The following is a 25,335-nucleotide window of genomic DNA, read 5'->3' on the forward strand; positions in this document are numbered from 1 at the left end:
TGTGCTGGTCGGGCTCACTCTCACTCGATACTGGGGTACCTGGTGAAGAAGTCACGCATCGCGCTGCCGTTCGTCGCCTTGTTCGCGACGGCGTTCGTCGCCCCCGCCCACGCCGACCCCCTGGCCGCGCCGCTCGGCACGCCACCGGTCGAGGCCGCGCCCCCCGCGTCGTCGGCCCACGAAGGCCCGGCCGCCTTCGCGGCCGCCGACTCCGACGACGGGCTCGTCACCGGCACTGCGACCACCGAAGTCGCGCCTGGGCTGAACCTCACCCAGTTCGACCGGTTCGACCCGGCCGGCTGGATCCGCGGCGACACCCTCGCCGTCGACCTGGGCAGCAAGGTGCTCAAGCCGGCGTATCTGAGCCCCGGCACGGTCTCCGCGCGCACGCCGCTCTCCCAGCAGATCGCCCGGGCGGGCGCGGTGGCCGGCGTCAACGGCGACTTCTTCGACATCAGCGCCACCGGCGCGCCGATCGGCGTCGGCATCGACCGCGGGCAGCTGCAGACCGCCCCCGCGGCCGGCCACAACCTCACCGCGTCGATCACCGACGCGGGCAAGGCCCGGCTGGCTTCGGTGTTCCTCGAAGCGAGCGTGACGCTGCCCGGCGGCACCGTGCAGGCGACCAACTTCAACAGTCCCGTCCTCGATGCGGACGCGATCGGCGTCTACACGCCGTTGTGGGGCGCCTCGGCTCGGCGGTCTTCGGTGGCCGGCGCGTCCCGCGTGCTCGAAGCGGAGCTGCGCGACGGCGTCGTCACGCAGGTCCGCACCGCGCCCGCGGACGGCCCGATCGCGGCGGGGACGACGGTGCTGCTGGCCCGCGAAGCCGGGGCGGACGCACTGGCCGCGCTCAAGCCGGGCGACCCGGTCGGCGTCACCTACGCGCCGCGCACGGACGCCGGGAAGATCGCGGTCGCGGTGGGCGGCAACGAAGTCCTGCTCCGCGACGGCGTCGTGCAGCCGGTCGACGACGTGGCCATGCACCCGCGCACGGCGGTCGGCTTCTCCGCCGACGGGACGAAACTGTGGCTGGCCACTGTGGACGGACGTCAGTCCGACAGCCGCGGGATGACCGAGCTGGAGCTGGCGCGCCACCTGAAGAGCCTCGGTGCCGACGACGCGATCAACCTCGACGGCGGCGGGTCGTCGACGCTCCTGGCGCGCAACGAGGGCGAAGCCGCGCCGAGCGTCCGGAACTCGCCGTCCGATGGCGGGGAACGCCTGGTGCCCAACGGAATCGGGTTCACGACCGTGCCCGGCAGCGGCAAGCTCACCGGCTTCGCGCCGGCGCCCGCGGTGACGGCGGACGGCGCGGACCGCGTGCTCTCCGGCCTGACCCGGCACCTGGTCGCCGACGGCCACGACGAGACGGGCGCCGCGGTCGCCGCCGACCCGCGCTGGAGCACGTCGGATCTCCGGCGGGCGACCGTGACGCACGGAGTCGTCACGGGCCACGGCGCGGGCGGTGTCGACGTCGTCGCGCGCTCGGGCCGGGCGTCCTGGAAGACGGCGCTTTCGGTGCTGGGCGAGCCGGTCCGGCTCGGCACGAGCACCGAGCAGGTCGCGTTGTCGGCCGCGGGCGCCGGGAGCACGTTCGAGGTCTACGGCTACGACGCCGACGGCTACGGCACCTGGCTCGAGCCCGACGACGTCAAGCTGGACTACGACCACTCGGTCGCGCGGATCGAGCCGTCGGGCGACGGGTTCGCGGTGACCGCGCTGACCTCCTCCGGCGCGACCACGATCACCGCGACGGCCGCGGGCTTGACCACGCACCTGGCCGCGTCCGTCGGCACCGTCGCGCAGGTGGCGTCTCCTTTGGACGGTCCGGCGGGCTGGACGGCGACGGTGTTCCCGGCGGTCGTCGGCGCGGCGCTGTCGGCGGCACCCGGGCGCGACGGCGGTGCCGGTCTGGCGCTGGACTACCGGCTGACCGGCACGACGGCCACGCGCGCCGCGTACGTGACGCCGTCTTCGCCGCTTCCGGTACCGGCCGGGACGCAGAAGATCGGGCTGTGGGTGAACGGCGACGGCAAGGGCGCGTGGCTGCGGGCCGAACTGCGCGACGCCGCGAACGTGGCGTCCATTGTGGACCTTTCGTTGAGCGTCGGCTGGACGGGCTGGCGGTACGTCACCGCCGCCGTGCCCGCGGGCCTGCCCGCCGGCCAGCGGCTGGCGCGGTTCTACGCCGTCGAAAACGTGCCGGACCAGCAGTACGAGGGCCGGCTGGTGTTCGACGACCTGACGTTCGAGGTGGCGCCGGCGACGGCCGTGCCCGCCGACCCGGCCCCGCACGACCCGGCGCTGGTCACGGACGGCTTCTTGGCCGGTGGTCTGCGCGTCGCGGTCGTCAGTGACGCGCAGTTCACCGCGGACGACCCGGCCGGGCCGCTGGTCGCCCAGGCCCGGCGGGCGCTGCGCGAAGCCGTCGCGGCGAAACCGGACCTGGTGCTGATCAACGGCGATTTCGTCGACCGCGGCACGGCACCCGACTTCGCGCTGGCCCGGCAGGTGCTCGCGGACGAGCTGGACGGCAAGGTGCCCTGGTACTACCTGCCGGGCAACCACGAGGCGGAGGCCGGCAACGGCCTCTCGAACTTCCAGGCCGTCTTCGGCGTCACGCATCGGGTCGTCGACGTCCACGGCATCCGGCTGGTGCTGCTGGACTCCTCACGCGGCTCGCTGCGGGCGGGCGGGTTCGACCAGGTCCGGATGCTGCGCTCGGCGCTCGACTCGGCGGCGGCCGATCGGTCCGTGCGCGGGGTCGTCGTCGCCATGCACCACCCGGTGAAGGATCCCGGCCCGACCGGGAACTCCCAGCTCGGCGACCGGAAGGAGGCCGCGTTGCTGACCCGCTGGCTGACCGGGTTCGAGCAGGCGTCCGGCAAGCCGGCCGCCGCCGTCGCCTCGCACGCGGGCGTGTTCTCGCTGTCCCGGGTCGACGGGGTGCCCTACCTGGTCAACGGCAACTCGGGCAAGACTCCCGCGGCCGCCCCGGGCGACGGCGGCTTCGTCGGCTGGACGCTGCTGCGCGTGGACCCGGCCGACCGCGCGCAGCCGGTGCGGTTCGAGACGCGGCCGAACGTCGACGCGCTGTCCCTGACCGGGCCGTCCGAGCTGGCGCCCGGTGCTCGCGCCGACGTCCGCGCGACGGTCCGGCAGGGGATTCGCGACGTGCCGGTGGCGTACCCGGTGAGCGCGGACTGGACGGGCGGCTGGGGCACGCACATCGCCGGCGCCTGGCCACCGGCCCCGTGGGACGTCGCGTCGTTCGACCCGGCGTCGGGAGTGCTGACGGCGCTGAAACCGGGCGTCGCCCGGCTGTCGGTGACGGTCAACGGGGTGACGCGGACGCTGGTCGTGACCGTCGGCGGCTGACGGATACGCCGTCTCCCGGAGTGCCGTGGCGGCTAATCCGTTCGGTTTTTGTCGGTGGTGGGTCCTATGGTGCGAAGCGTGGACGAATCGGAGGAGCGGGAACCGGCACTGGTGCAGGCCAAGGCACTCGTGAAGCGCTTCGGCGAGTTCGAGGCCGTGCGCGGGATCGACGTCGAGGTGCGGCGCGGGGAGTCGTTCGGCTTCCTGGGGCCGAACGGCGCCGGGAAGTCGTCGACCATGCGGATGATCGCGTGCGTGTCGCCGCGGACCGACGGCGACCTCCGCGTGCTCGGCCTCGACCCCGACGTCGCCGGGCCGCGGATCCGCGCCCGGCTCGGCGTGGTGCCGCAGCAGGACAACCTGGACGTCGAGCTGACCGTGCGGGAGAACCTGCAGATCTACGCCCGGTACTTCGGGCTGTCGCGGGCGGCGGCCCGGCGCAAGGCCGCGGAGCTGCTGGAGTTCGCCCAGCTGGGTGACCGGGCCGAGGACAAGGTCGACCCGCTCTCGGGCGGCATGAAACGGCGGCTGACCATCGCGCGCTCGCTGGTCAACGACCCGGAGCTGCTGCTGCTCGACGAGCCGACGACCGGGCTCGACCCGCAGGCCCGGCACCTGCTGTGGGACCGGCTGTTCCGGCTCAAGGCCCAGGGCACGACGCTGATCGTCACGACGCACTACATGGACGAGGCCGAGCAGCTGTGCGACCGGCTGGTGGTGATGGACAACGGCCGGATCGCCGCGGAGGGCTCGCCGGCCGAGCTGATCAGGCGGTACTCCACGCGCGAGGTCGTCGAGCTGCGGTTCGCGTCGGGGGAGCAGGTTTCCGCGGCCCGGCAGGTGGAGGGGCTCGCGGAGCGGGTCGAGGTGCTGCCGGACCGGGTGCTGCTCTACAGCGACGACGGCGAGGACACCCTGGAGCGCGCGCATTCCCGCGGCGTGCGGCCGCTGTCGAGCCTGGTGCGCCGGAGCTCGCTGGAGGACGTCTTCCTCCGGCTCACGGGCCGGACGCTGGTGGAGTGATGAGCACCGTCGAATCCACCGGCCGCGTGGTCGGCAAGTGGCAGGGCGCCTGGCTGCGCGTCGAGGGGCACTGGACCTGGTACCGCAGGCACTGGCTGTCCACCTTGTACTCCACCGGGCTGCAACCGGTGCTCTTCCTCGCCGCGATGGGGCTGGGCTTCGGCTCGCAGGTGCGGCCGGGCGCGGTCACCGGCGGCCTGTCCTACCTGCAGTACATCGCGCCCGCGCTGCTCGCCGCCGGTGCCGCGCAGCAGGCGGTCGGCGAGTCCAGCTACCCGGTGCTGTCCGGGTTCAAGTGGCAGAAGGACTACCTGGCGGTCACGGCCACGCCGGTGTCGCCGGGCCAGGTCTTCGGCGGTCACCTGATCTGGTCGGCGCTGCGGCTGACGCTGGCGGGCGCGATCTACGCGCTGGTCGCGCTCTTCTTCGGCGCCTGGACCGGGCCGGGGGTCCTGCTGGTGATCCTCGCGGGCACGGTCACCGGGCTCGCCTGCACCACGCCGATGGCCGCGCTGGCGGCGCGCACCTTCGACGAGGGCCAGCGGTTCGGGCTGATCTTCCGCTTCGTCGTGATGCCGATGACGTTGTTCTCGGGCACGTTCTTCCCGATCTCCCAGCTGCCGGGCGCGATCCGGTGGCTGGCCTGGCTCTCCCCGCTGTGGCACGGCACGCAGCTGGCCCGCGGCGTCAGCGTCGGCGGGGTCGGCGGCTGGGCGATGCTCGGCCACTTCGCGGTGCTCGCGGCGTTGTTCGCGGCCGGGTGGGCGCTGGCGCACCGGGCCTTCTACCGGAGGCTGGTGGTCTGAATGACGGCCGTCGAGGCCCGTGCCGGGCTGCTGCTGCGGATCCTCCCACCCGGGCTGTACGCGGGCCGGGCGCGCATGCTCGTCGAGCGCTCGGTCATGGTCTACCGCGGCAGCTGGCTGATCTTCCTGTCCGGTGCGGTCGAGCCGTTCCTCTACCTGATGGCGTTCCAGCTCGGGTTCGGCAGGCTGGTCACCGAGGTGGCCGGGCCCGGCGGGCACCCGATGAGCTACGTCGCGTTCGTGGCGCCGGCGCTGCTGGCGACGTCGGCGATGAACGGCGCCGTGTTCGAGTCGACGTACAACCTGTTCTTCAAGCTGCGCTACGCGAAGACGTACGACGCGATGCTGGCGACGCCGATCGGCCCGCTGGACGTGGCGCTCGGCGAGCTCGGCTGGGCGATGACCCGCGGCGGCATCTACGCCGTGGCGTTCCTGGCCATCGCCGCGGCGATGGGGCTGGTCGCCTCGTGGTGGGCGCTGCTGATGGTCCCGGCGGCCCTGCTGATCGGGCTGGCCTTCTCGGCGATCGGCATGGCGCTGGTGACGTTCCTGAAGTCGACCTCCCAGTTCGACTACATCCAGCTGGGCCTGACCCCGATGTTCCTGTTCGCGACGACGTTCTTCCCGCTGTCGGTGTACCCGGAGCCGCTGCAGTGGGTGGTCCGCTGCCTCCCGCTCTACCACGGGATCGAGCTGATGCGCGGCCTGGCGACGGGCCTGCTGTCCGGCGGCATGCTGGTCAACCTGGGCTACCTGATCGTCCTGGGCGCGGTGGGCCTGTGGGCCTCGACGCGCCGGATCGCGAAGCTGCTCCTGACGTGACGCCGGGAGGTCAGCGAGCCGGATCGGGCCGCCCGGCCGGCGCGACGGCGGCCAGCGCGTCCACCATGCCGTGCCCGTAGAAGCCGTTGAACCCCTCGTACCCGGCGCAGTAGGCGTCCTGGGTCCCGTCGCCGGTGAGGTCGTAGTCGGCCGGGCACGGCATCGGCATCGCCTGGGCTTCGAGCGTCCGACGCAGCTGCCGAGGCCGGGCGTCCGGGGCGGCGGACGCCAGCAGCGCGAGCACCCCGGTGACGTGCGGCGCGGCCATCGACGTGCCGCACAGCGGCGCGTACCCGCCGGGCACCGTCGAGAGCACGCACTCGCCGGCTTCCCCGCCCGGCGCCGTGACGTCGATCACGCCGAGCCCGTACGAGCTGTAGCCCGCCTTCACCCGGTCGGCGCCGACGGCGGACACCGCGACGACGTCCCGCAGCCCGGCCGGCAGGGCTTCGCAGCCGGCGCCCGCGCCGGGCGAGCCGGACCGCGCCGACGGCTGCAGGTCGACGGCCTCGTTGGTCGCGGCCGCGACGTTCAACGTGCCCGCCGAAGTGCTGTACTCGACCGCGCGCGCCAGCGCCTCGTGCACCACCCCGCGGTCGTCGCCGCGGATGCACGACAGCGTCCACGGGTTGACGAAGTAGCTGCTGTTCGTCAGCCGCATGTGCCGTGAGGCCGCCCACATCAGCCCGCAGACCGCGGCTTCGGGGTCGGCGTAGCCGCGGTCGTCGATCACCTTCACCGACGCCACGCGAACCCCGGGAGCCACACCCGTCACGCCCCGCCCGTCGTCGGCCGCGGCGATGAGCCCCGCGACGTGCGTGCCGTGGACCGACGTCGTCGGTGCCCAGGCGGATGGCGAACGGTCGGGGGCGCCGGTCAGGCAGCCGGCGGAGTCGCTCGCGTCGAGGGCCTCGGCGAGGTCCGGATGGTCCGGGTCGATCCCGGAGTCGAGGACGCCGACGACGACGTCGCGGCTGCCGTCCGCGGCACCGCGCGCCTGGAAGGCCTTGATCATCCGCATGTCCCACTGCCGCCCGCTCAGGTCCGTGGCCGGCACCTTCGCGGGATCGGTCCGGGGCAGCGCCGCCCGGGCGGGCTGGGGCTTGACCGCATCCGTCGCGCGTTGCGCGGCCAGCCGCCCGGCCTGGGCGCTGAACGCCTGGTCGAGCCCGATCCGGCCGCCGAAGCCCGCGTCGCCGGAGGTGGCGATGGCGACGGCGATCTGCGGGTAGTAGACGGTGGTGGTCCCGCAGGCCCCGGCGATCCGCGCGCGGGCCTCGTCCTCGTCGGTGCCGCGGTCGAAGGTGACGACGTAGCGCAGGGACCGGCCGTGGCCGCAGCCGGGCTCTTCGGCCACCGCCGGACCGGCGGTGACGCACCCGGAAAGCGCCAGGACGGTGCACACGGCCGCCCGCAGGGGCCGCGCCAGCAGGGACACCGGACCTCCCACCGGATGCAGGGACCGCGGGTGCCGGCGCGCGAGATCCCGGTCACCCCGAGCCGCACGGTAGCCACCCCGTGCCCGGCGGACAAGCGCTGCGGCCAAGTTCCCCCGGCCGGTGGGGCCTGCGGCGCGCCCGGCGGCGTGGGCGGAGGTACCGAGTACACCCGGGCAGTCACCCGGTGTGGGATACTCGGAGAGGCCACTGGGCCGCGGGGCGCATGTGACAGGTGCTGCCTGCGGCGTTGTGGCCCGGTGATGTGCATGGACTCCCGCGACGCGCGTCGCCGCCCGTGAACCGGGCGGCTGGACGACGTGGCGGGCGGTCCGGGGGCCGCGAGTGCCTCATGTACGCCGCCGAGCAGACCTTTGACCGGGTTGCGCCCGCCGGAATCGGCGGTGCGTGGCGCCCGGTCGTCGGGCCAGGATTCCCGCCGCTGGTGACCACCACGGCGGAACGAACAGAAAGGGGCCCCTGCGCGGCCGCGTCCCTGCCGGTGAGCACCGGCAGACGCGCCCGGGGGCGGAGGAGACATATGTCGAACGCGGAAACACCCGCCGAGCACGCCGGCGGGAATCCCGCCACACCCACGACCGGCCCGCTGGCCGACCTGCCCGCCCGGATCCGGGTGCACGCGCTGGCCAAGCTGCTCGAATCGCACAGCCGGGACGTCCTCGCGAAGCTGGCCGAGCTGGGCGAAAGCGTCCGGAGCGCGCAGTCGAGCGTGACCAGGGAAGTGGCGCTCAAGGTGGCCGAGGCCTTCACGCCCGGCGACGTCGAAGAAACCCCCGCCGAGGCGCCTCGGCAGCCCGCGCTCCCGCCGGTGCCCGAGGTGTCGGTGTCGTCAGTGTCGTCGGGGGAGGCCGAGAAGCCGCGGCCGCGGCAGAAGACCCGCGCGCACCTGCCGGTGTTCGCCGCGCCTTCGCCGGTGTTCCTGCCGCCGGAGACACCGGCTGCCAAGCCGTCCCGCAAGCCGGTCGACCCGTTCGCGGAGCCGCCGTCCCGCCCGGAGCCCGAAGTGGCCGAGGAAGCGGAGGCGGAGGACACGACGCCGGCCATCGACTCCGACGACGACGAGGACGCCGGCAGCCGCCGCCGCCGTCGCCGGGGCCGTCGCGGCCGTGGCCGGGGCAAGGGCGCCGACGGCGGCGACGAGACCGCCGAGAACGAGGACGACCAGGTCGAGGAGCAGCCGCGCCGCAAGGGCCGCAACGGCGACGAAAAGCCCGAAGCGGACACCGAAGAGGCCGAGGACGCCGCCGCGGAAGCCGAGAGCGACGCCGACGAGGGCGAAGGGGAGGGCGGCACCAGGCGCCGTCGCCGCCGCCGCCGTCGCAAGGGCTCGGACGGCGAGGACGCCGAGGCCACCGGCACCGACGACCCGCCGAACACGGTCACGCACGTCCGCCAGGCCAAGGCCGAGCAGGCCGAGCGTGAGCGCCCGGCGCGCGACGAGGTGCGCAGCGTCCGCGGCTCGACCCGCCTGGAAGCCAAGCGCCAGCGCCGCCGTGACGGCCGCGAGGCGGGCCGCCGCCGCGCCCCGATCCTGTCCGAGGCCGAGTTCCTGGCCCGGCGCGAGTCGGTCGAGCGCACGATGGTCGTCGCGGAGCACGGCGACTCCACCCAGATCGCGGTGCTCGAGGACGGCGTCCTCGTCGAGCACTTCGTCACGCAGTCGGGCTCCGGCTCGATCGTCGGCAACGTCTACCTCGGCCGCGTCCAGAACGTGCTGCCGAGCATGGAAGCCGCGTTCATCGACATCGGCCGCGGCCGCAACGCCGTGCTGTATGCCGGCGAGGTCGACTGGGACGCCGCCGGCCTTGAGGGCAAGGCCCGCAAGATCGAGCAGGCGCTGTCCACCGGCGACTCGGTGCTGGTCCAGGTGACCAAGGACCCGGTCGGGCACAAGGGCGCCCGGCTGACCACGCAGATCTCGCTGCCCGGCCGCTTCCTCGTCTACGTGCCCGCGGGCGGCGCCACCGGCATCTCCCGCAAGCTGCCGGAGAACGAGCGCCGCCGGCTCAAGGACATCCTCAAGCGGATCGTCCCGGAGGACGCGGGTGTGATCATCCGCACAGCCTCCGAGGGGATCGGCGAGGAGGAGCTGGGGCGCGACGTCGACCGGCTGAAGGCCCAGTGGGACGTCATCAAGGACAAGGCCGCCGCCGGTTCCGGCAAAAAGGGCGGCGCGCCGACCATGCTCTACGAAGAGCCGGACCTGCTGGTCAAGGTCGTGCGTGACCTGTTCACCGAGGACTTCACCAAGCTGGAGATCCAGGGCAACCGGTCGTGGGAGACGATCAACGACTACGTCCGGCACGTCGCGCCGGAGCTGACCGACCGGCTCAAGCGCTACGTCGGCACCGCCAACGCGTTCGCCGACCACCGGATCGACGAGCAGATCACCAAGGCCCTCGACCGGAAGGTCTGGCTGCCGAGCGGCGGTTACCTGGTCATCGACCGCACCGAGGCGATGACGGTGATCGACGTCAACACCGGCAAGTTCACCGGATCGGGTGGCAACCTCGAAGAGACGGTGACCCGCAACAACCTGGAGTCGGCGGAGGAGATCGTCCGCCAGCTCCGGCTGCGGGACATCGGCGGCATCATCGTGATCGACTTCATCGACATGGTGCTCGAGTCCAACCGCGAGCTGGTGCTGCGCCGCCTCACCGAGTGCCTCGGCCGCGACCGCACGCGGCACCAGGTCGCCGAGGTCACCTCGCTCGGCCTGGTCCAGATGACCCGCAAGAAGATCGGCACGGGCCTGCTGGAGGCGTTCTCGACGCCGTGCGAGCACTGCAAGGGCCGGGGCGTGCTCGTCTCGACCGAGGTGCAGCGCACGCATGGCGGCAGCTCGTCCTCCCAGGGCGGGAACGGCAACGGCGGGAACAGCGGCGGTAGCGGTGGCGGGGAGAAGAGCTCCCGCCGGTCCCGCGGCCGCGGCAAGGGCGACGAAGCCGCCAAGGTGGAGGCCGAGGCCACCGCCAAGGCCGAGGTGCACGCGGTCCCGCCGCCCGAAAAGCGCGAGTCGATCGCGTCCGCGGTGGCGGCGATGGCGAACGCCTCGAAGGTCGCCAAGGAGCACGACCACGGCGCCCTGAACGGCAACGGGCACGTCCCGGAGCCGGCCAGGGAGGTCGCGGACGTCCCGGTGACCACGGAGGCGGACGAGGCGCCGGTGGCGGCCGAACCGCCCGCGGAACCCGCCCAGGAGGTCGCCGGCACCCCGGTGACCACCGAAGCGGACGAGACGCCGGTGCCGCAGGAAGCAGAGCCCGAGGTCGAGGCGTCGTCGGCGCCCGAGCCGGCGGAGGAGCCCGTCAACGAGTCTTCGGCGCCGGCCCAGCCGGTCGCCGACGAACCCGAGGTCAGCGTGCCCGAACCGGCCGTGCGCTCCACCCGGCGCCGTCCGCGCCGGGCGGCGTCGCGGCCGGCCGGCCCGCCGGTGCACGCCTCGGACCAGCGTCAGTGAACAACTAGGGGGACCCCGGTGGTAACGCACCGGGGGACCCCACGTAACCTGTAGTACGGCCTGCCACCAGAGCAGGTCGCCTGCGTGAGTCCAGGACCGCCTTCTCTTCAGGCGGGCCGGTTGCGCAAGCCCCCCACCCATTGTCGAGTAATGCAGGAGACTTCCGTGTCGGCGTACGCGATCGTCAAGACCGGCGGCAAGCAGTACAAGGTGGCCGTCGGCGACGTCGTCGAGGTCGAGAAGCTCGAAGGCGAGCCGGGCACCGAGCACATCCTCCCCGCCGTTTTGTACGTCGACGGTGGCGATGTCACCACGGACGCCGACGCGCTGGCGAAGGTCTCGGTCACCGGCAAGGTCGTCGAGCAGACCAAGGGCCCGAAGATCCGGATCCACAAGTTCAAGAACAAGACCGGCTACCACAAGCGCCAGGGTCACCGGCAGAAGCTGACCCGCGTCGAGGTCACCGCCATCTCCCTGTAAGGGCTTCTCCGGATCTTCGTTCTTCAGAAAGAGGACTGAGCTATGGCTCACAAGAAGGGTGCGTCCAGCTCCCGCAACGGTCGTGACTCGAACGCGCAGCGCCTCGGCGTCAAGCGCTACGGCGGCCAGGAAGTCAACGCGGGCGAGATCCTGATCCGCCAGCGCGGCACCAAGTTCCACCCCGGCGTGAACGTCGGTCGTGGCGGCGACGACACGCTGTTCGCCCTGGCCGCCGGTGCGGTCCAGTTCGGCGAGAAGCGTGGCCGCAAGACGGTCAACATCGTCGTGCCGGCCGAGGCGTAACGGGCGATCTTGGGGCGACGTGTGTCCGCGGAATACGCGGACCACGTCGCCCGTTCCATGTGTTGACCCGGGGGCCCGAGCCCCCGGACCCCCACGGTGCGGCCGCTGGCAGACCCAGCGTGGTCCGCACCGTTTTTGCATGAAAGAGGCTTGTTATGGCGTCCCGGTTCGTGGACCGCGCGGTCATCCACCTGACCGCCGGTGACGGGGGCAACGGCTGCGCCTCGGTGCACCGCGAGAAGTTCAAGCCCCTCGGCGGCCCGGACGGCGGCAACGGCGGCAACGGCGGCGACGTCCTGCTGGTCGTCGACCCGAACGTGCACACCCTGCTCGACTTCCACTTCCGCCCGCACGCCAAGGCCGGCAGCGGCAAGATGGGCCAGGGCGGCAACCGCGCCGGCGCGGCGGGGGAGACGCTGATCATGAAGGTGCCGTCCGGCACCGTCGTGTTCACCGAGGACGGCGAGCTGGTCGCCGACCTGATCGGCCCGGGCACCACGTTCGTCGCCGCCCAGGGCGGCCGCGGCGGTCTCGGCAACGCCTCGCTGTCGTCGAAGGCCCGCAAGGCGCCCGGGTTCGCGCTGCTGGGGGAGCCGGGCGAGACCCGGAACCTGACGCTGGAGCTGCGCTCGGTCGCCGACGTCGGACTGCTCGGCTTCCCGTCCGCCGGCAAGTCGTCGCTGATCTCGGTGCTGTCCGCGGCCAAGCCGAAGATCGCCGACTACCCGTTCACCACGCTGGTGCCGAACCTCGGCGTCATCACCGGCGGCGACACGGTGTTCACGATGGCCGACGTGCCCGGCCTGATCCCCGGCGCGTCCGAGGGCAAGGGGCTCGGCCTCGACTTCCTCCGCCACATCGAGCGCTGCGCGGTGCTGGTGCACGTCGTCGACTGCGCGACGCTCGACCCCGGCCGCGATCCCCTGTCCGATGTGGACGCTCTGGAAGCCGAGCTCGCGAAGTACACGCCCAGCCTCGGCGGGAAGCTCGAGGAGCGGCCGCGGGTGGTCGTCCTCAACAAGATCGACGTCCCGGAGGCGGCCGAGCTCGCCGAGTTCGTCCGGCCGGAGCTGGAAGCCCGCGGCCTGCAGGTGTTCGAGGTTTCGACCGCGTCCCGCAAGGGCCTGCGGGAGCTGACCTTCGCGCTCGCGGCGGTCGTCGAGAAGTACCGCGAGGCGCAGCCGGTGCTGGAGCCGGAGAAGATCGTGCTGCGGCCTCTCGCCGTCGACGACTCCGGGTTCACCGTCGAGGTCGACCCCGAAGAAGAGGGCTCCTTCATCGTGCGCGGCGCGCGGCCGGAGCGCTGGATCCGCCAGACCGACTTCGGCAACGACGAGGCCGTCGGCTACCTCGCCGACCGGCTCGAGCGCCTCGGCGTCGAGGAGAAGCTGGCGAAGCTGGGTGCGAGGCCCGGCAGCCCGGTCACGATCGGTGACGTCCAGTTCGACTGGGAGCCGTCGACACCGACCGTCGCGATGCATCTGTCCGGGCGTGGCACCGATGTCCGGCTGGAGCGCAGCGACCGGATCGGCGCGACCGAGCGCAAGGAAGCCCGCCGGGTCCGGCGGGCGGGCTCGGACGAGTTCGAGGACGCCCTGGACGTCGAGGAGTGAGCGGCACGCGCGAAGCCATCGCGGCCGCGCGGCGGCTGGTGGTCAAAGTCGGCTCGTCGGCGCTGACCACCGCGGGCAGCGGGCTCGACGTCGCCCGGCTGGACGCGCTGGTCGACGCGATCGCCGAGCGCGTCGCCCGGGAGACCCAGATCGTGCTGGTGTCGTCGGGCGCGATCGGGGCCGGCCTGGCCCCGCTCTCGCTGGGCAAGCGGCCGCGTGACCTCGCCACGCAACAGGCGGCGGCGAGCGTCGGGCAGCTGGCGCTGGCGCACGCGTACGCCGAGTCGTTCGGGCGGTACTCGCTGACCGTCGGCCAGGTGCTGCTCACGTCCGACGACGTCGTCCGCCGTTCGCACTACCGGAACGCGCAGCGGACGTTCTCGCGGCTGCTGGCGCTGGGCGCGGTCCCGGTCGTGAACGAAAACGACACGGTGGCCACCGAAGAAATCCGCTTCGGCGACAACGACCGCCTGGCGGCGCTGGTGGCCCACCTGATCGGTGCCGACGCGCTGCTGCTGCTGTCCGATGTGGACGGACTGTACGACGGCGACCCGCGGAACGGCGCCACCCGCAAGCTGACCGAGGTCCTGTCCGAGTCCGATGTGGACGATATCTCGGTCGGCATGTCCAGCTCGGGCCTGGGCACGGGCGGCATGGTGTCGAAGCTGGCGGCGGCCCGCACGGCGGCCGGCGCGGGCATCCCCGTGCTTTTGGCGGCAGCTTCGGAAGCCTCGGCGGCGTTGACTTCCGCTTCCCCGGGAACAGCGTTCGCCCCGGCGGACACCCGCCTGTCGGCCCGCCGCTTCTGGCTGGGCTACGCGGCGGACACGACGGGCAGGCTCCGCCTCGACGACGGCGCGGTGACGGCGGTGGTCCGCCGCCGGAGGTCCCTGCTGGCGGCCGGCATCACGGGCGTGGAGGGCGACTTCCAGGCGGGCGACGTGGTGGACCTGGTGGACGCGAAGGACCGCCCGGTGGCCCGCGGGGTGGTGGCCTTCGACGCGACGGAACTCCCGGAGCTGATCGGCCACTCGACCCCCGAACTGCCGGAAGAGCAGCGCCGCGAGGTGGTCCACGCAGACGACCTGGTCCCCCTCCGCCGCTGACCCACCCGCGACCGCCAGGCAGCCATCACCCGTGACCGGCCGGGCATCGCCGTGTCGACCCTTCAATCACGTGTGATGACCCTCCAATCACGAGTGATGCCTGCCCAATCACGGCTGATGCCTTTCCCGTCACGGGTGATGCCTCCTCGGGCACCCGTGATCCCCCTCGGGTCCCGCTGAAAGGGCCGGGTTCAGCCCAGGGAGACCAGGCGGGCGCCGCCGTCGGCTTCGAGGACCGTTCCCGTGAGGTTGGCGTTCGTCGCCGCGAGTGTCACCACCTCCGCCACGTCGTCGGCCGTCGCGACGCGGCGGGCCGGGATCGAAGCCGCCGTCTGCGCGAAGAACCCTGCCCGCATCTCCTCCGGGAACCCGCTCCACCAGGCCGTGTCGACCACGCCCGGCGAAACGGCGTTGACCCGCCGCGGCGCCAGTTCGACCGCCAGCGGCTTGACCAGGGCTTCGACCGCCGCGTTGAGTGCGCCGATCCCGGCCGTGCCCGCCATTGCCGCCCGGGCGGTGATCGCGCTGAGCAGCGTGATCGAGCCGTTCGCGGCCAGGTGTGGCAGCACGGCCTGGATGGTGGTCAGGTGCGCCCAGAACTTCGCGTCGAACGCCCGCCGCAGCATCGCGAGGTCCAGCGAATCGATCGGCCCCATGCCTTCGGTGCCCGACAGGCTCACCACCAGGACGTCGACCGTCCCGAGCGACCCGGCCAGCGCGGCCATCGCCTCGGCGTCGCCGCCGTCGGCCTGGTGCCCGGTCAGCTGTGGGTCGCTCGCCGCGACGTCGTGGAGGCGTTCCTTGCCGCGTCCGGTGACGTGGACGTCGTACCCCTGGCGGTGCAGCCGCCGCGCGGTCGCCAGGCCGATGCCCGAAGTGCCGCCGGCGACGAGAGCGATGCTCATGCTTGTCCTCATTTCGAACCGGTACGTCTCGTTTCGAAATTGACGCTACCATCGGATCCCATGACCGACCAGTCCCGCCCCGGCCGCAAGCGCAGCGAACAGAGCCGGCTGGCGATCCTCGCCGCCACACTCGAACTGGTGGCGGAGGCGGGCTACGGCGCGCTGACCATCGAAGGCATCGCGGCGCGCTCGGGCGTCGGCAAGCAGACGATCTACCGCTGGTGGCCGTCGAAGGCCGACGTCCTGCTCGACGCCCTGGCGACGAAGGCGGACCTGCAGATCCCGATTCCCGATGAGGGCTCGTTCCGCGCCGACCTGGCCGGCTTCCTGGGGCGCACCTTCGAGCTGGGCGAGAAATCGCCGGTCGCGGACACGCTGCGGGCGCTGATGGCGCAGGCCCAGATCGACCCGGAGTTCGGCAAGCGGTTCCGCGAAGACTTCCTCTTCCGCCGCCGGGACGCCCTCGGCCAGATCGTCGACCGCGCCCGCGAGCGCGGCGAACTCCCGGCCGGCGTCGGCCCCGGCACGGTGATCGACGTCGTGTTCGGCACGCTTTGGTACCGGCTCCTCGCGACGCGCGAACCGGTCGGCCGTGGCCTGGCCGGCGAGCTGGTGACGCTGCTAGCGGGTCACGGCGCCTCGACCGCCGAAATCCGGTAGCGCGCCACCGAGGCGCCGAGGAGCTGCGCCGCCTGCTCGTCCGACGGCCCGGAACCGCGGAAGCGCTCGAGGTCCTCGTCGGACTCCCAGCGCTCGTACACCGTGACCCGGCCGGGGTCGAGCAGGTCGGCACCCAGCGCGTACTCGAGGCAACCGGGTGCTTCCCGCGCCAGCCGCACGGCTTCGGCGCAGCCTTCGAGGTAGGCGTCCCGTGCCTCGGGTGCCACGGCGAGCCAGCCGGCCACGATGATCATGCGTGTTCCTCCGGTCAGAGCCGTTCGGGCGCTTCGATGCCGAGCAGGGAGAGCCCGAGCGCGAGCGTCTGCGAGGTGAGCGTAGTCAGCCGCAACCTGGACGCCCGCAACTCCGGTGAAGATGCCTTCAGGATGGGGCACTCCTCGAAGAACCGGGAAAACGCGACCGCCGTCTCGTAGAGGTACGTACAGAGCTTGTGTGGCGCGTAACCACTCGTCGCCGCCTTCAGTGCTTCGCCGAACCTGAGGAGCTTCAGGGCCAGCGCCCGTTCCTCTGGGGCTTCCAGCCGTACGCTGGTGTCGTCGGGCAGGCCGCCCGCCTTCCGGAGGATCGACCGCGTGCGCGCGTGCGCGTACTGGAGGTACACCGAGGTGTTGCCCTCCTTGGCCAGCATCCGGTCCCACGCGAAGACGTAGTCGCGTTCGCGGTCGCCGGACAGGTCCGCGTACTTGACCGCGCCGATGCCCACCGCGCGGGCGACTTCAGCCTGCGCCGCCGCGTCGAGCTCACTGCGTTCGGCGACGACCGCCGCGGCCTGCGTCACGGCTTCGGTGAGCAGGTCGGCCAGCTTGATCGTCTTGCCGGCGCGGGTCCGCATGGTCTTGCCGTCCGCGCCGAGCACCGTCCCGAACCCGATGTGCTCGGCGTGCCCGGTCAGCCAGCCCGCCTCGCGGCAGATCGCGAACAGCATCGCGAAGTGCTGCGCCTGCGGCGTTCCGACGACGTAGAGCAGGTCGGTCGCGCCGCGCTCGGCTGTCCAGTACCGGACCGTCGCGAGGTCCGTGGCGGCGTATCCGTAGCCGCCGTCGCGTTTGCGGACGATCAGGGGCAGCCGGGCGCCTTCGCGGTTGCGGAACCCTTCGGGGAACACGCAGACCGCGCCGTCGCTGACTTCGGTGAGACCGGCCGTTTCCAGGTCCTCGACGACCGAAGCGAGGTACGGGTTGTAGAAGCTTTCGCCGTAGATGTCCTTGTCCGTCAAGGAAATCCCGAGCAGCGCGTAGACCTCGTTGAAGTGCCGGGTCGACTCGTCGACGAGTTCCTGCCACACGGCGAGTGTGTCTTCGTCGCCGCTCTGCAGCTTGACGACGCGGGTGCGCGCCCGCGTCGCGAACGCTTCGTCGCTGTCGAACTTCCGGCGTGCTTCGCGGTAGAAGGCGTCGAGGTCGGCGATCGCGCGTTGCCCCGCGGGGACGTCGAGAAGGTGCTCGATGAGCATCCCGAACGGCGTGCCCCAGTCGCCGAGGTGGTTGTGCGGCAGCACTTCGTGGCCGGCGAACCGCAGCAGGCGGGCGAGCGCGTCACCGATCACCGACGAGCGAAGGTGCCCGACGTGCATCTCCTTCGCCACGTTCGGGCTGCTGTAGTCGAGCGCGACCCGCCGCGGCGCCGTGGTTTCCGGCACGCCGAGACGCGGATCGCCGAGCAGCGCGCCGGTGCGCGCTTCGAGCCATTCCCGGCGCAGCACGAAGTTCAGGAAGCCCGGCCCGGCGATTTCGGGCGGATCGGCGATCCCGTCGAGCTCCAGCGCCGCGGCGATCAGCTCGGCGACCTCGCGCGGCGGACGGCCGAGCCGCTTGCCCAGGCTCATCGCGAGGTTGCCCTGGTAGTCGACGCCTTCGCGCGGCGACGCCTGGATCAGCGCCTGCTCCGGCGTCAGTTCGACGTCCAGCGCCCGGCCGGCGGCGGCCACCACGCGGCGCGCCAGCTCCTCGGTAACGTCGGCGGTCTGCACGGTGTCCCTCCTTCGGCTCGGTCACGCAAAGTCGCAGCGTAGCGAGCGTGACCGGCCGAGGACGAAGGGTTTACCGCAGCTCGGTGCCCTTGGTCTCCGGCAGCGTGAGGATCACCGCGAACGCGATCGCGGCGCCGGCGGCGACGTACCAGAAGTAGAGCGTCGGCGACACGCTGCCGAACAGCGTGATGAGCAGCGGGGCGGTGCCGCCGAAGATCGCGACGGTCAGGTTGTACCAGGCTCCGATGCCCAGGCCGCGCAGTTCGGTGGGGAACAGTTCGCTCATGATGGCCGGCGCGATCGACGTCATCGCGGTGTACAGCCCGAGCCCGACGCAGAACACCACGAGCAGGCCGCCGACGCCGGGACCGATCAAAGTGGACAGCGGGACGACGACGACCGCGGTCGCCCCGGACCAGACCAGCAGCTGCGGCTTCCGCCCGACCCGGTCCGACAACGCCCCGAGCGGGTACTGCAACGCGATGAACAACGCGGTGGCGACCGAAAGCGCGAGGAAGACGGCGTCGGCGCCGGCATGCCGGTTCTTCACCGCGAAGGAGGTGAGCGCGCTGAAGAACGTGTAGTAGCAAAGGGTCGACAGCATCGTGAAGCCGACGAGCCTGCCGACGGCCCTCGGGTGGTGGGTCAGCGTCGTCAGCAGCGGCCGTTCGATCTTCCGCGCCTTGGTCTTCGTCTGCTCGAACAGTTCGGTTTCGGCGAGGCTGCGGCGCAGCCACAACCCGATCAGGCCGAAGACGCCGCCCAGCAGGAACGGCAGCCGCCAGCCCCACGACGAGAGCTGCGCCTTGTCCAGCGTCCGGGCCAGCACGAAGCCGAGCACCGTCGCGACGAGCACCGCCGAGCCGGTCGAGATGTAGAAGAAGGCCGAGTACCGCCCGCGACGCTCCGGCGGCGCGATTTCGCCCAGGTACGCCGACGCGTTCGACACCTCGCCGCCGAGCGACAGCCCCTGCGCGATGCGGGCGAGCAGCAGCAGGATCGGCGCGAGCCAGCCGACCTGCGCGAACGTCGGCAACAGGCCGATCGCCACCGACCCGCCCGCCATGAGCAGGATGGTGAGGATCATGGCGGGCTTCCGGCCGCGGGTGTCGGCGAAGCGCCCGAGCAGGACACCGCCGAGCGGCCGGAAGAAGAACGCCAGCGCGTAGGCGGCGAACGTGTTGATCAGAGCGAGCGTGTCGTTCCCGGAGGGGAAGAACGCACCGGCGAAGTAGATGCTGAACGTCGCGTAGATCGTCCAGTCGAACCACTCCAGCGCGTTGCCCGCGCTCGCCGCGAACAGCTTGCGCACCGGCAGCCGGTGGCGCTGCGACGCCCGGACGGTGGACTCGGTCATGGCGGCCTCCACGTCACCCGAAGGTGGAACGGGACTTTGCCACATTCGTTCGCGGTGCGAAAGATCCCCACCACTCGCCGACGTCGTTCACCGCCGAACCGCCCTCCGGGCAGGTGAGATCCGCGCCCGATCACGCGAGATCCGTCTTCGATCACGCGAGATCCGTCCGCAAGCACGCCGCAAGGCCGCGAACCGGCGCCCGGCCGGCCGAAGTCAGGCCGTGCTGGCCAACGCGAACGGCAGCACCGCGGGCGCCCCGGCCCGTCGCAGCAGACGCGTGGCGAGCGTCATCGTCCAGCCCGTGTCGATGACGTCGTCGACCAGCAGGATCGGACCGGCGGGCAAGGACGCCGCGAGGTCGGCCGGCATGCTCAGCCGCCGCCACAGGTCGGCCAGCCGTTGTGCGCTGTTCGCCTGGCGTGGGGGCGGGCCCTCCGCGTCGAGTGCGCCGAGGAAGTCCAGCCTGCCGACCTCGGCCAGCCGCGTCGCCAGGCTGTACACCAGTTGCGGCCTCGTCGACGACGGCACGGCGACGACCGCCACCGGCCGTTGCGCCCACTGCCAGCCGGCGAGCACCTGGACGCACGCCTTGAACACCGAGTCGGGCACCTCCGCGTCCGCCGCCTGCGGACCGACGAGCTCCCGCAGCCGGTTGCCCCAGCCGACATCGGTGAGCCGCCCCAGCACCTGGCCCGGCTCGGCCTGGTCGTCGGCGGAGATCCGGCCGGACACCGGAACGTCCAAAGAGGACATCCCGGTCGGCCACTGCTTCCGCGGCGTGACCTCGACGCCCGGCCGCTGCAGGCGTTCCCGCGTCGCGTCGACGACCTCGTCGGCCACCGACGTGTCCCAGTGCCGGCCCGTGCAGTTGTCGCAGCGCCCGCACGGCACCGCCTCGGGGTCGTCGAGCTGATGCCGCAGGTACTCCATCCGGCAGCCGCCGGTCGCGAGGTACCCGAGCATCGCCTCCTGCTCGCGGTCACGTGCCTCCGCGACCCGCTGGTAGCGCCCGCGGTCGTACTGCCAGTCCCCGCCCGTGCTCTCCCAGCCGCCCTTCACGCGCCGGACCGCGCCGTCGACGTCCAGCACCTTGAGCACCATTTCCAAGCGGGACCGCGAAAGCTCGACCGACGGCTCGAGCGCGGCCGTCGAGAGTGGACGGTCGGCGTACGCGAGCGTGTTCAGCACCTGGGTCACCCGCAGCTCGTCGGGGAAGGCCAGCGACCCGAAGTACGCCCAGATCGCCTTGTCCTCCTCACCGGGCAGCAGCACGACCTCGGCACGCTCCACGCCGCGCCCGGCGCGGCCGACCTGCTGGTAGTACGCGATCGGCGACGACGGCGCGCCGAGGTGCACGACGAACCCGAGGTCCGGCTTGTCGAACCCCATGCCCAGCGCGGACGTCGCCACCAGGGCCTTGACCCGGTTGCCGAGCAGGTCGTCCTCGGCCGCCTGCCGGTCGGCCGGGTCGGTCTTCCCGGTGTAGGCCGCCACCGGGTAGCCGCGGTCCTTCAGCAGGGACGCGACGTCGTGCGCCGCCGCGACGGTCAGGGTGTAGATGATCCCGGAACCGGGCAGCTCGGCCAGGTGGTCCGCGAGCCAGGCCAGCCGCGCCTGCGACGTCGGCAGCCGGCACACCGCCAGCCGCAGGCTTTCCCGGTCGAGGCTGCCGCGCAGCACCAGGGTGTCCGCGCCGGTGCCGAGGCCCAGCTGCTCGGCGACGTCGGTGACCACGCGGTCGTTCGCGGTCGCGGTGGTCGCCAGCACCGGGACGCCGTCCGGAAGATCACCCAGCAGGGTGCGCAGCCGCCGGTAGTCCGGCCGGAAGTCGTGGCCCCAGTCGGAAATGCAGTGCGCCTCGTCGACCACCAGCAGCCCGGTGCTCGCGGTCAGCTTCGGCAGGACGTTGTCGCGGAAGTCCGGGTTGTTCAGCCGTTCGGGGCTGACCAGCAGGACGTCCACCTCGCCGGCCGCGACCGCCGCCTGCACGTGGTCCCACTCCTGCGGGTTCGCGGAGTTCATGGTCGCCGCGTGGATCCCGGCCCGGGCCGCCGCCGAGATCTGGTTGCGCATCAGGGCGAGCAGCGGCGAGACGATGACCGTCGGCCCGCTGCCCTGTTCCCGCAGCAACGCCGTGGCCAGGAAGTACACCGCCGACTTGCCCCACCCGGTGCGTTGCACGACCAGCGCGCGACGCCGCTGCGCGACCAGGGCTTCGATGGCCGTCCACTGGTCTTCGCGCAGCTTCGCCGAATCGCCGGCCAATGCCCGGAGGAGGGTCTCGGCGCGGTCGCGGAGGGCTGAGGTGGTGCTGGTCGTGTCCACGTCCCCACGTCTACCCCATGGCACCGACAGACCGGGAATCGGCGGCGTCACGAACGGACCGTTCGCGACGAATACGGGTGGTAATGTGACCTGAATCACAAGTCTGGCCGCGGGTGTTCGACGGCCCCCGGCGTCCCGCGGCCCCGCTGTATAGGCTCTCCGGTCATGTCACCACGGCGGATCGGGGTCATGGGCGGCACGTTCGACCCCGTGCACCACGGCCACCTCGTCGCGGCCAGCGAGGTCCAGTCCCGGTTCGGGCTCGACGAAGTGATCTTCGTCCCGACCGGGCAGCCGTGGCAGAAGACCAGCCGCCAGGTGACCAAGGCCGAGCACCGTTACCTGATGACGGTGATCGCGACCGCGTCGAACCCGGTGTTCTCGGTCAGCCGCGTCGACATCGACCGCGGCGGCCAGACCTACACCGTCGACACCCTGCGCGACCTGCACGCCGAGCACCCCGAGGACGAGCTCTTCTTCATCACCGGCGCCGACGCGCTGGAGCAGATCCTGACCTGGCACAAGGCCGACGAGCTGTTCGACCTCGCGCACTTCATCGGCGTCACGCGCCCCGGCTACCGGCTCAATTCGCACCACCTGCCCAGCGGCAGGGTGAGCCTGGTCGAGGTCACGGCGATGTCGATTTCGTCCACCGGCTGCCGCGACCGGGTCGAGCGCGGGGAGCCGGTCTGGTACCTCGTGCCCGACGGCGTCGTCCGCTACATCGTCAAGAACGACCTGTACCGGAAGAGCGACTGAAGCGCCTCCGGTCCCGGCGGGTACCCTTCTCGGGCGAACCCGATCTGTGAAGGAGCACTGTGGCAGCCACGTCCGAGGCACGAGAGCTGGCCGTAGCGGCCGCCCACGCGGCGGCGGACAAGAAGGCCAGCGACGTCGTCGTGCTGGACGTGTCCGAGCAGCTTGTCATCACCGACGCCTTCGTCATCGCCTCCGCCTCCAACGAGCGCCTGGTCGGCGCCATCGTCGACAACGTCGAGGAGAAGCTGCGGGAGAGCGGCCACAAGCCGGTCCGCCGCGAAGGCGCCCGCGAAGGGCGCTGGGTGCTGCTCGACTACGTCGACGTAGTCGTGCACGTCCAGCACGTCGAGGAGCGCACGTTCTACGGCCTCGAGCGGCTGTGGAAGGACTGCCCGCGCATCGAGGTGGCCGGACTCGAGGAGCCACCCGCCGACGAGGACCCGGACGTTCCGTGAGCCCGCGGCGGCTGGTGCTCTGGCGGCACGGCGAGACGGACTACAACGCCGCCGGGCGGATGCAGGGTCACCTCGACTCGGCCCTGACCCCGCGGGGTTGGAACCAGGCCCGGTTCGCGGTGCCCGCGCTGGCCCGTTTCTCCCCGGACCTGGTCATCGCCTCCGACCTGCGCCGCGCCACCGACACCGCCACCGTGCTCACCGACGCCATCGGCGTCCCGCTGCGGATCGACAAGCGGCTGCGCGAGACGCACCTGGGCGACTGGCAGGGGCGCACCGGCGAGGAGGTCGACCAGGCCTACCCCGGTGAACGCGACCGCTGGCGCACCGACGCGACCTGGGCGCCGCCGGGCGGGGAAAGCCGCGTCGACGTCGCCGACCGGGCCGGCGAGGTGGTCACCGACCTGCTGCAGGCCAACTCCGAAGCGGGTGAGACGGTGTTGCTCGCCGCGCACGGCGGGCTGATCGTCGCTCTCACCGCACGGCTGCTGACCTTGCCGGTGGAGATCTGGCCGTCGCTGGGCGGGATCGCGAACTGCCACTGGGTCGAGCTGGGCCGCCGCGACGGCAAGTGGCGGCTGCAGGCCTACAACGCGGGGATGCACGGCTAGCCGATGGGGCCTCGCCTGCTGGTGTTCGGCGATTCGCTGAGCTTTCACGGTCCCGAGGGACCCTGCGCCGCGGACGAGCCGCGGCTGTGGCCCAACATCGCGGCCGCCGCGCTCGGCGGCACCGCCGACCTGGTCGCCGGGATCGGCTGGACCGCGCGCGACGCCTGGTGGTCGCTGACCGGCGATCCGCGCGTCTGGGCCGACCTCCACCACGTCGACGCGGTCGTGTTCGCGGTCGGCAGCATGGACACGCTGCCTTCGCCGTTGCCGACCTACCTGCGCACCGGGCTGCGCTACCTGCGGCCCGACCCGGTGCGTCGGGTGGTGCGCAAGGCCTACCTGGCCGCGCAGCCGCGGCTGTCGGTCGCCTTCCGCGGCCGTCCCGCGGTGCTGCCGGCCAAGCTCACCGTGCAGTACCTCGACACGGCCGTGGGCGCGTTGCGCGTCCTCCGGCCCGAGCTGCCGATCTTCGGCATGCTGCCGTCCGTGCACCGCGCGGCGGCCTACGGCGGCGTGCACACCGCGCGCCCGGCCGCGGCGGCCGCGATGGCGGCGTGGGGCGCGCGGGCGGGAGTTCCTTTGCTGGACCTCGAAGCCGTCGTCGGCGAGCACGTGCTGAGCGGCGCGGGCAACCCGGACGGCATGCACTGGGGCTGGCCGGGGCACGCCGCGGTGGGCGAGGCGATGTCCGTGTTGATGGCGCCGGTGCGGGCGCCCGGCCACGTAGGCTGACGGCGTGTCGGTCGCCGTAGTCACGGATTCCACCGCCCACCTGCCGGAGGGGTTCGCCGAACGGCACGCGGTCCGGGTGGTGCCGCTGCACGTCCTGGTCGACGGCGTGGTGTCCCTCGACGGCGTCGAGACCGGTCCGGCGGCGGTCGCCGAGGCGATGAAGCAGCGCAAGATCGTCACGACGTCGCGGCCGACGCCCACCGAGTTCGTCAAGGAGTTCCAGGCGGCGTTCGCCGACGGCGCGGACGCGATCGTGTCGGTGCACCTCTCGCGCGAACTGTCGGGCACGTGGGAAGCGGCGGTGCTCGCGGCGCAGGAAGTGGGACCGGACCGGGTCCGCGTGGTCGACTCGCGGACCACCGCGATGGGCCTCGGCTTCGCCGCTTTGCACGCCGCCGGCGCCGCGGCCGCCGGGAAGGACCCGGCCGAGGTCGAGGCCGCGGCGATGGCGGCGGCCGGCTGCTCGTCGACGTTGTTCGTCGTGGAAACCCTGGACCACCTGCGCCGCGGCGGCCGGATCGGCCCGGCGGCGGCGCTGCTCGGCACGGCGCTGGCCGTGAAACCGGTGCTGCACATGTGCGACGGCCGGATCGTCCCGCTGGAAAAGGTCCGCACCATGAACCGGGCGATGGCGCGGCTGGTCGAACTGGCCGCGGAGGCCGCACAGGACGACGACGTCGAGCTCGCCGTCCACCACCTCGCCTCGCCCGAGCGGGCGGTCGAACTCGCGAACCGGCTCGAAGAAGCCGTGCCGCGTTCGGCCGGTTGCGTCGTCTCCGAGCTGGGCGCGGTGATCGGGGCGCACACCGGTCCCGGGGTGCTCGGCGTGGTCGTCCAGCGCGCGGTCCCGTCCCGGAGCTAGCCGGCGCCGGGTCGCGCGTCGCTCGGACCGCTGGGAGGCAGGGCGCTCGCCCAGGCGCGAGGCTCGACAGCCCGGCCCCGAGGTCTTGAATGACTCATTCAGGACCTCGGAAGTCCTGAATGAGTCATTCAAGATGTTCGCCTCGCCGCCACGCTGTCAACGAACCTCGGACGCGCGACACCAGCCGGCGCCGGGTGGCGCGCCGAACCCTCCAGCATGCCACCCGGG

The 25,335-nt window shown here is 72.4% G+C and carries 21 protein-coding genes; 15 read left to right on the forward strand and 6 right to left on the reverse strand.

Annotation, left to right across the window (positions count from 1 at the left end):
- The first annotated feature begins 42 nt into the window (after nt 1-42).
- The 4 genes from A3CE_RS0139650 (at nt 43) to A3CE_RS0139665 (ending at nt 6,032) form a co-directional block, all read left to right on the forward strand.
- A complete protein-coding gene (locus A3CE_RS0139650; protein ID WP_020645656.1) occupies nt 43-3,381 on the forward strand; it encodes a phosphodiester glycosidase family protein in 3,339 nt (1,112 codons plus the stop codon).
- 66 nt (nt 3,382-3,447) lie between these two features.
- Nucleotides 3,448-4,404, forward strand: coding sequence for an ABC transporter ATP-binding protein (locus A3CE_RS0139655; RefSeq protein WP_020645657.1), 957 nt, complete (start codon nt 3,448-3,450; stop codon nt 4,402-4,404).
- Entirely contained in the window at nt 4,404-5,210 is an 807-nt protein-coding gene (locus A3CE_RS0139660) for an ABC transporter permease (protein WP_020645658.1), read from the forward strand. Before A3CE_RS0139655 ends, A3CE_RS0139660 begins: the two co-directional genes overlap by 1 nt.
- On the forward strand, nt 5,211-6,032 hold the full coding sequence (locus A3CE_RS0139665) for an ABC transporter permease (RefSeq protein WP_020645659.1): 822 nt from the start codon (nt 5,211-5,213) through the stop codon (nt 6,030-6,032).
- Between the two features lie 10 nt (nt 6,033-6,042).
- Here the strand turns inward: A3CE_RS0139665 and A3CE_RS0139670 are convergent, their stop codons facing one another.
- Nucleotides 6,043-7,470, reverse strand: coding sequence for a S8 family peptidase (locus tag A3CE_RS0139670; RefSeq protein WP_020645660.1), 1,428 nt, complete (start codon nt 7,468-7,470; stop codon nt 6,043-6,045).
- 539 nt (nt 7,471-8,009) lie between these two features.
- Between A3CE_RS0139670 and A3CE_RS0139675 the strand changes: the two genes are divergently transcribed.
- The 5 genes from A3CE_RS0139675 (at nt 8,010) to proB (ending at nt 14,451) form a co-directional block, all read left to right on the forward strand.
- On the forward strand, nt 8,010-10,949 hold the full coding sequence (locus tag A3CE_RS0139675; protein WP_020645661.1) for a translation initiation factor IF-2 N-terminal domain-containing protein: 2,940 nt from the start codon (nt 8,010-8,012) through the stop codon (nt 10,947-10,949).
- A 165-nt stretch (nt 10,950-11,114) separates the two neighbouring features.
- Nucleotides 11,115-11,429 carry a 50S ribosomal protein L21 gene (gene rplU / locus A3CE_RS0139680; RefSeq protein ID WP_003067132.1) on the forward strand — a complete coding sequence of 105 codons (315 nt, stop codon included), beginning with the start codon at nt 11,115-11,117 and terminating at the stop codon, nt 11,427-11,429.
- Between the two features lie 42 nt (nt 11,430-11,471).
- On the forward strand, nt 11,472-11,732 hold the full coding sequence (rpmA, locus tag A3CE_RS0139685; RefSeq protein WP_020645663.1) for a 50S ribosomal protein L27: 261 nt from the start codon (nt 11,472-11,474) through the stop codon (nt 11,730-11,732).
- Between the two features lie 155 nt (nt 11,733-11,887).
- Entirely contained in the window at nt 11,888-13,345 is a 1,458-nt protein-coding gene (gene obgE / locus A3CE_RS0139690; RefSeq protein WP_020645664.1) for a GTPase ObgE, read from the forward strand.
- Nucleotides 13,342-14,451 (forward strand): glutamate 5-kinase, encoded by a 1,110-nt coding sequence (gene proB, locus A3CE_RS0139695; RefSeq protein WP_020645665.1) that lies wholly within the window; start codon nt 13,342-13,344, stop codon nt 14,449-14,451. Before obgE ends, proB begins: the two co-directional genes overlap by 4 nt.
- Before the next feature lie 191 nt (nt 14,452-14,642).
- Here the strand turns inward: proB and A3CE_RS0139700 are convergent, their stop codons facing one another.
- Nucleotides 14,643-15,356: an SDR family oxidoreductase gene (locus A3CE_RS0139700; protein WP_020645666.1), complete on the reverse strand. Its 714-nt coding sequence runs from the start codon at nt 15,354-15,356 to the stop codon at nt 14,643-14,645.
- 60 nt (nt 15,357-15,416) lie between these two features.
- Between A3CE_RS0139700 and A3CE_RS0139705 the strand changes: the two genes are divergently transcribed.
- The gene (locus tag A3CE_RS0139705; protein ID WP_020645667.1) at nt 15,417-16,016 is read left to right on the forward strand and encodes a TetR/AcrR family transcriptional regulator; all 600 of its coding nucleotides are present in this window, start codon (nt 15,417-15,419) and stop codon (nt 16,014-16,016) included.
- Here A3CE_RS0139705 and A3CE_RS0139710 read toward each other — a convergent pair.
- From A3CE_RS0139710 to A3CE_RS0139725, 4 genes are all read right to left on the reverse strand, one after another.
- On the reverse strand, nt 15,986-16,270 hold the full coding sequence (locus A3CE_RS0139710; RefSeq protein ID WP_020645668.1) for a putative quinol monooxygenase: 285 nt from the start codon (nt 16,268-16,270) through the stop codon (nt 15,986-15,988). The two genes, A3CE_RS0139705 and A3CE_RS0139710, sit on opposite strands and share 31 nt — an antisense overlap.
- 14 nt (nt 16,271-16,284) lie before the next feature.
- On the reverse strand, nt 16,285-18,006 hold the full coding sequence (argS, locus tag A3CE_RS0139715; RefSeq protein ID WP_020645669.1) for an arginine--tRNA ligase: 1,722 nt from the start codon (nt 18,004-18,006) through the stop codon (nt 16,285-16,287).
- A gap of 70 nt (nt 18,007-18,076) precedes the next feature.
- Nucleotides 18,077-19,363, reverse strand: a complete 1,287-nt coding sequence (locus A3CE_RS0139720; protein WP_026469311.1) for an MFS transporter — start codon at nt 19,361-19,363, stop codon at nt 18,077-18,079.
- Between the two features lie 213 nt (nt 19,364-19,576).
- On the reverse strand, nt 19,577-21,688 hold the full coding sequence (locus tag A3CE_RS0139725; protein WP_020645671.1) for a RecQ family ATP-dependent DNA helicase: 2,112 nt from the start codon (nt 21,686-21,688) through the stop codon (nt 19,577-19,579).
- A 189-nt stretch (nt 21,689-21,877) separates the two neighbouring features.
- Here A3CE_RS0139725 and nadD point away from each other — a divergent pair, with 189 nt between their 5' ends.
- Genes nadD through A3CE_RS0139750 form a run of 5 tightly spaced genes read left to right on the forward strand, consistent with a single transcriptional unit; the run spans nt 21,878 to nt 25,107 of the window.
- Entirely contained in the window at nt 21,878-22,447 is a 570-nt protein-coding gene (gene nadD, locus A3CE_RS0139730; protein ID WP_020645672.1) for a nicotinate-nucleotide adenylyltransferase, read from the forward strand.
- A 59-nt stretch (nt 22,448-22,506) separates the two neighbouring features.
- The gene (gene rsfS, locus A3CE_RS0139735) at nt 22,507-22,902 is read left to right on the forward strand and encodes a ribosome silencing factor (protein WP_003067112.1); all 396 of its coding nucleotides are present in this window, start codon (nt 22,507-22,509) and stop codon (nt 22,900-22,902) included.
- Nucleotides 22,899-23,513: a histidine phosphatase family protein gene (locus A3CE_RS0139740; RefSeq protein WP_020645673.1), complete on the forward strand. Its 615-nt coding sequence runs from the start codon at nt 22,899-22,901 to the stop codon at nt 23,511-23,513. The genes rsfS and A3CE_RS0139740 overlap by 4 nt, the downstream gene beginning before the upstream one ends.
- 3 nt (nt 23,514-23,516) lie before the next feature.
- Nucleotides 23,517-24,245: a diglucosylglycerate octanoyltransferase gene (octT, locus tag A3CE_RS0139745; protein WP_020645674.1), complete on the forward strand. Its 729-nt coding sequence runs from the start codon at nt 23,517-23,519 to the stop codon at nt 24,243-24,245.
- 4 nt (nt 24,246-24,249) lie between these two features.
- Nucleotides 24,250-25,107, forward strand: a complete 858-nt coding sequence (locus A3CE_RS0139750) for a DegV family protein (RefSeq protein WP_020645675.1) — start codon at nt 24,250-24,252, stop codon at nt 25,105-25,107.
- Nucleotides 25,108-25,335: the final 228 nt, after the last annotated feature.

The organism is Amycolatopsis balhimycina FH 1894 (assembly GCF_000384295.1).
Classification (GTDB): domain Bacteria; phylum Actinomycetota; class Actinomycetes; order Mycobacteriales; family Pseudonocardiaceae; genus Amycolatopsis; species Amycolatopsis balhimycina.

Excerpts from the sequence above, each read along its gene's own strand:
- A3CE_RS0139655 (WP_020645657.1), top strand. The coding sequence starts at position 3,448 with ATGGTGCGAAGCGTGGACGAATCGGAGGAGCGGGAACCGGCACTGGTG.
- A3CE_RS0139660 (WP_020645658.1), top strand. The coding sequence starts at position 4,404 with ATGAGCACCGTCGAATCCACCGGCCGCGTGGTCGGCAAGTGGCAGGGC.
- A3CE_RS0139665 (WP_020645659.1), top strand. The coding sequence starts at position 5,211 with ATGACGGCCGTCGAGGCCCGTGCCGGGCTGCTGCTGCGGATCCTCCCA.
- A3CE_RS0139675 (WP_020645661.1), top strand. The coding sequence starts at position 8,010 with ATGTCGAACGCGGAAACACCCGCCGAGCACGCCGGCGGGAATCCCGCC.
- rpmA (WP_020645663.1), top strand. The coding sequence starts at position 11,472 with ATGGCTCACAAGAAGGGTGCGTCCAGCTCCCGCAACGGTCGTGACTCG.
- obgE (WP_020645664.1), top strand. The coding sequence starts at position 11,888 with ATGGCGTCCCGGTTCGTGGACCGCGCGGTCATCCACCTGACCGCCGGT.
- A3CE_RS0139700 (WP_020645666.1), bottom strand. The coding sequence starts at position 15,356 with ATGAGCATCGCTCTCGTCGCCGGCGGCACTTCGGGCATCGGCCTGGCG.
- A3CE_RS0139705 (WP_020645667.1), top strand. The coding sequence starts at position 15,417 with ATGACCGACCAGTCCCGCCCCGGCCGCAAGCGCAGCGAACAGAGCCGG.
- A3CE_RS0139710 (WP_020645668.1), bottom strand. The coding sequence starts at position 16,270 with ATGATCATCGTGGCCGGCTGGCTCGCCGTGGCACCCGAGGCACGGGAC.
- A3CE_RS0139720 (WP_026469311.1), bottom strand. The coding sequence starts at position 19,363 with ATGACCGAGTCCACCGTCCGGGCGTCGCAGCGCCACCGGCTGCCGGTG.
- nadD (WP_020645672.1), top strand. The coding sequence starts at position 21,878 with ATGGGCGGCACGTTCGACCCCGTGCACCACGGCCACCTCGTCGCGGCC.
- octT (WP_020645674.1), top strand. The coding sequence starts at position 23,517 with ATGGGGCCTCGCCTGCTGGTGTTCGGCGATTCGCTGAGCTTTCACGGT.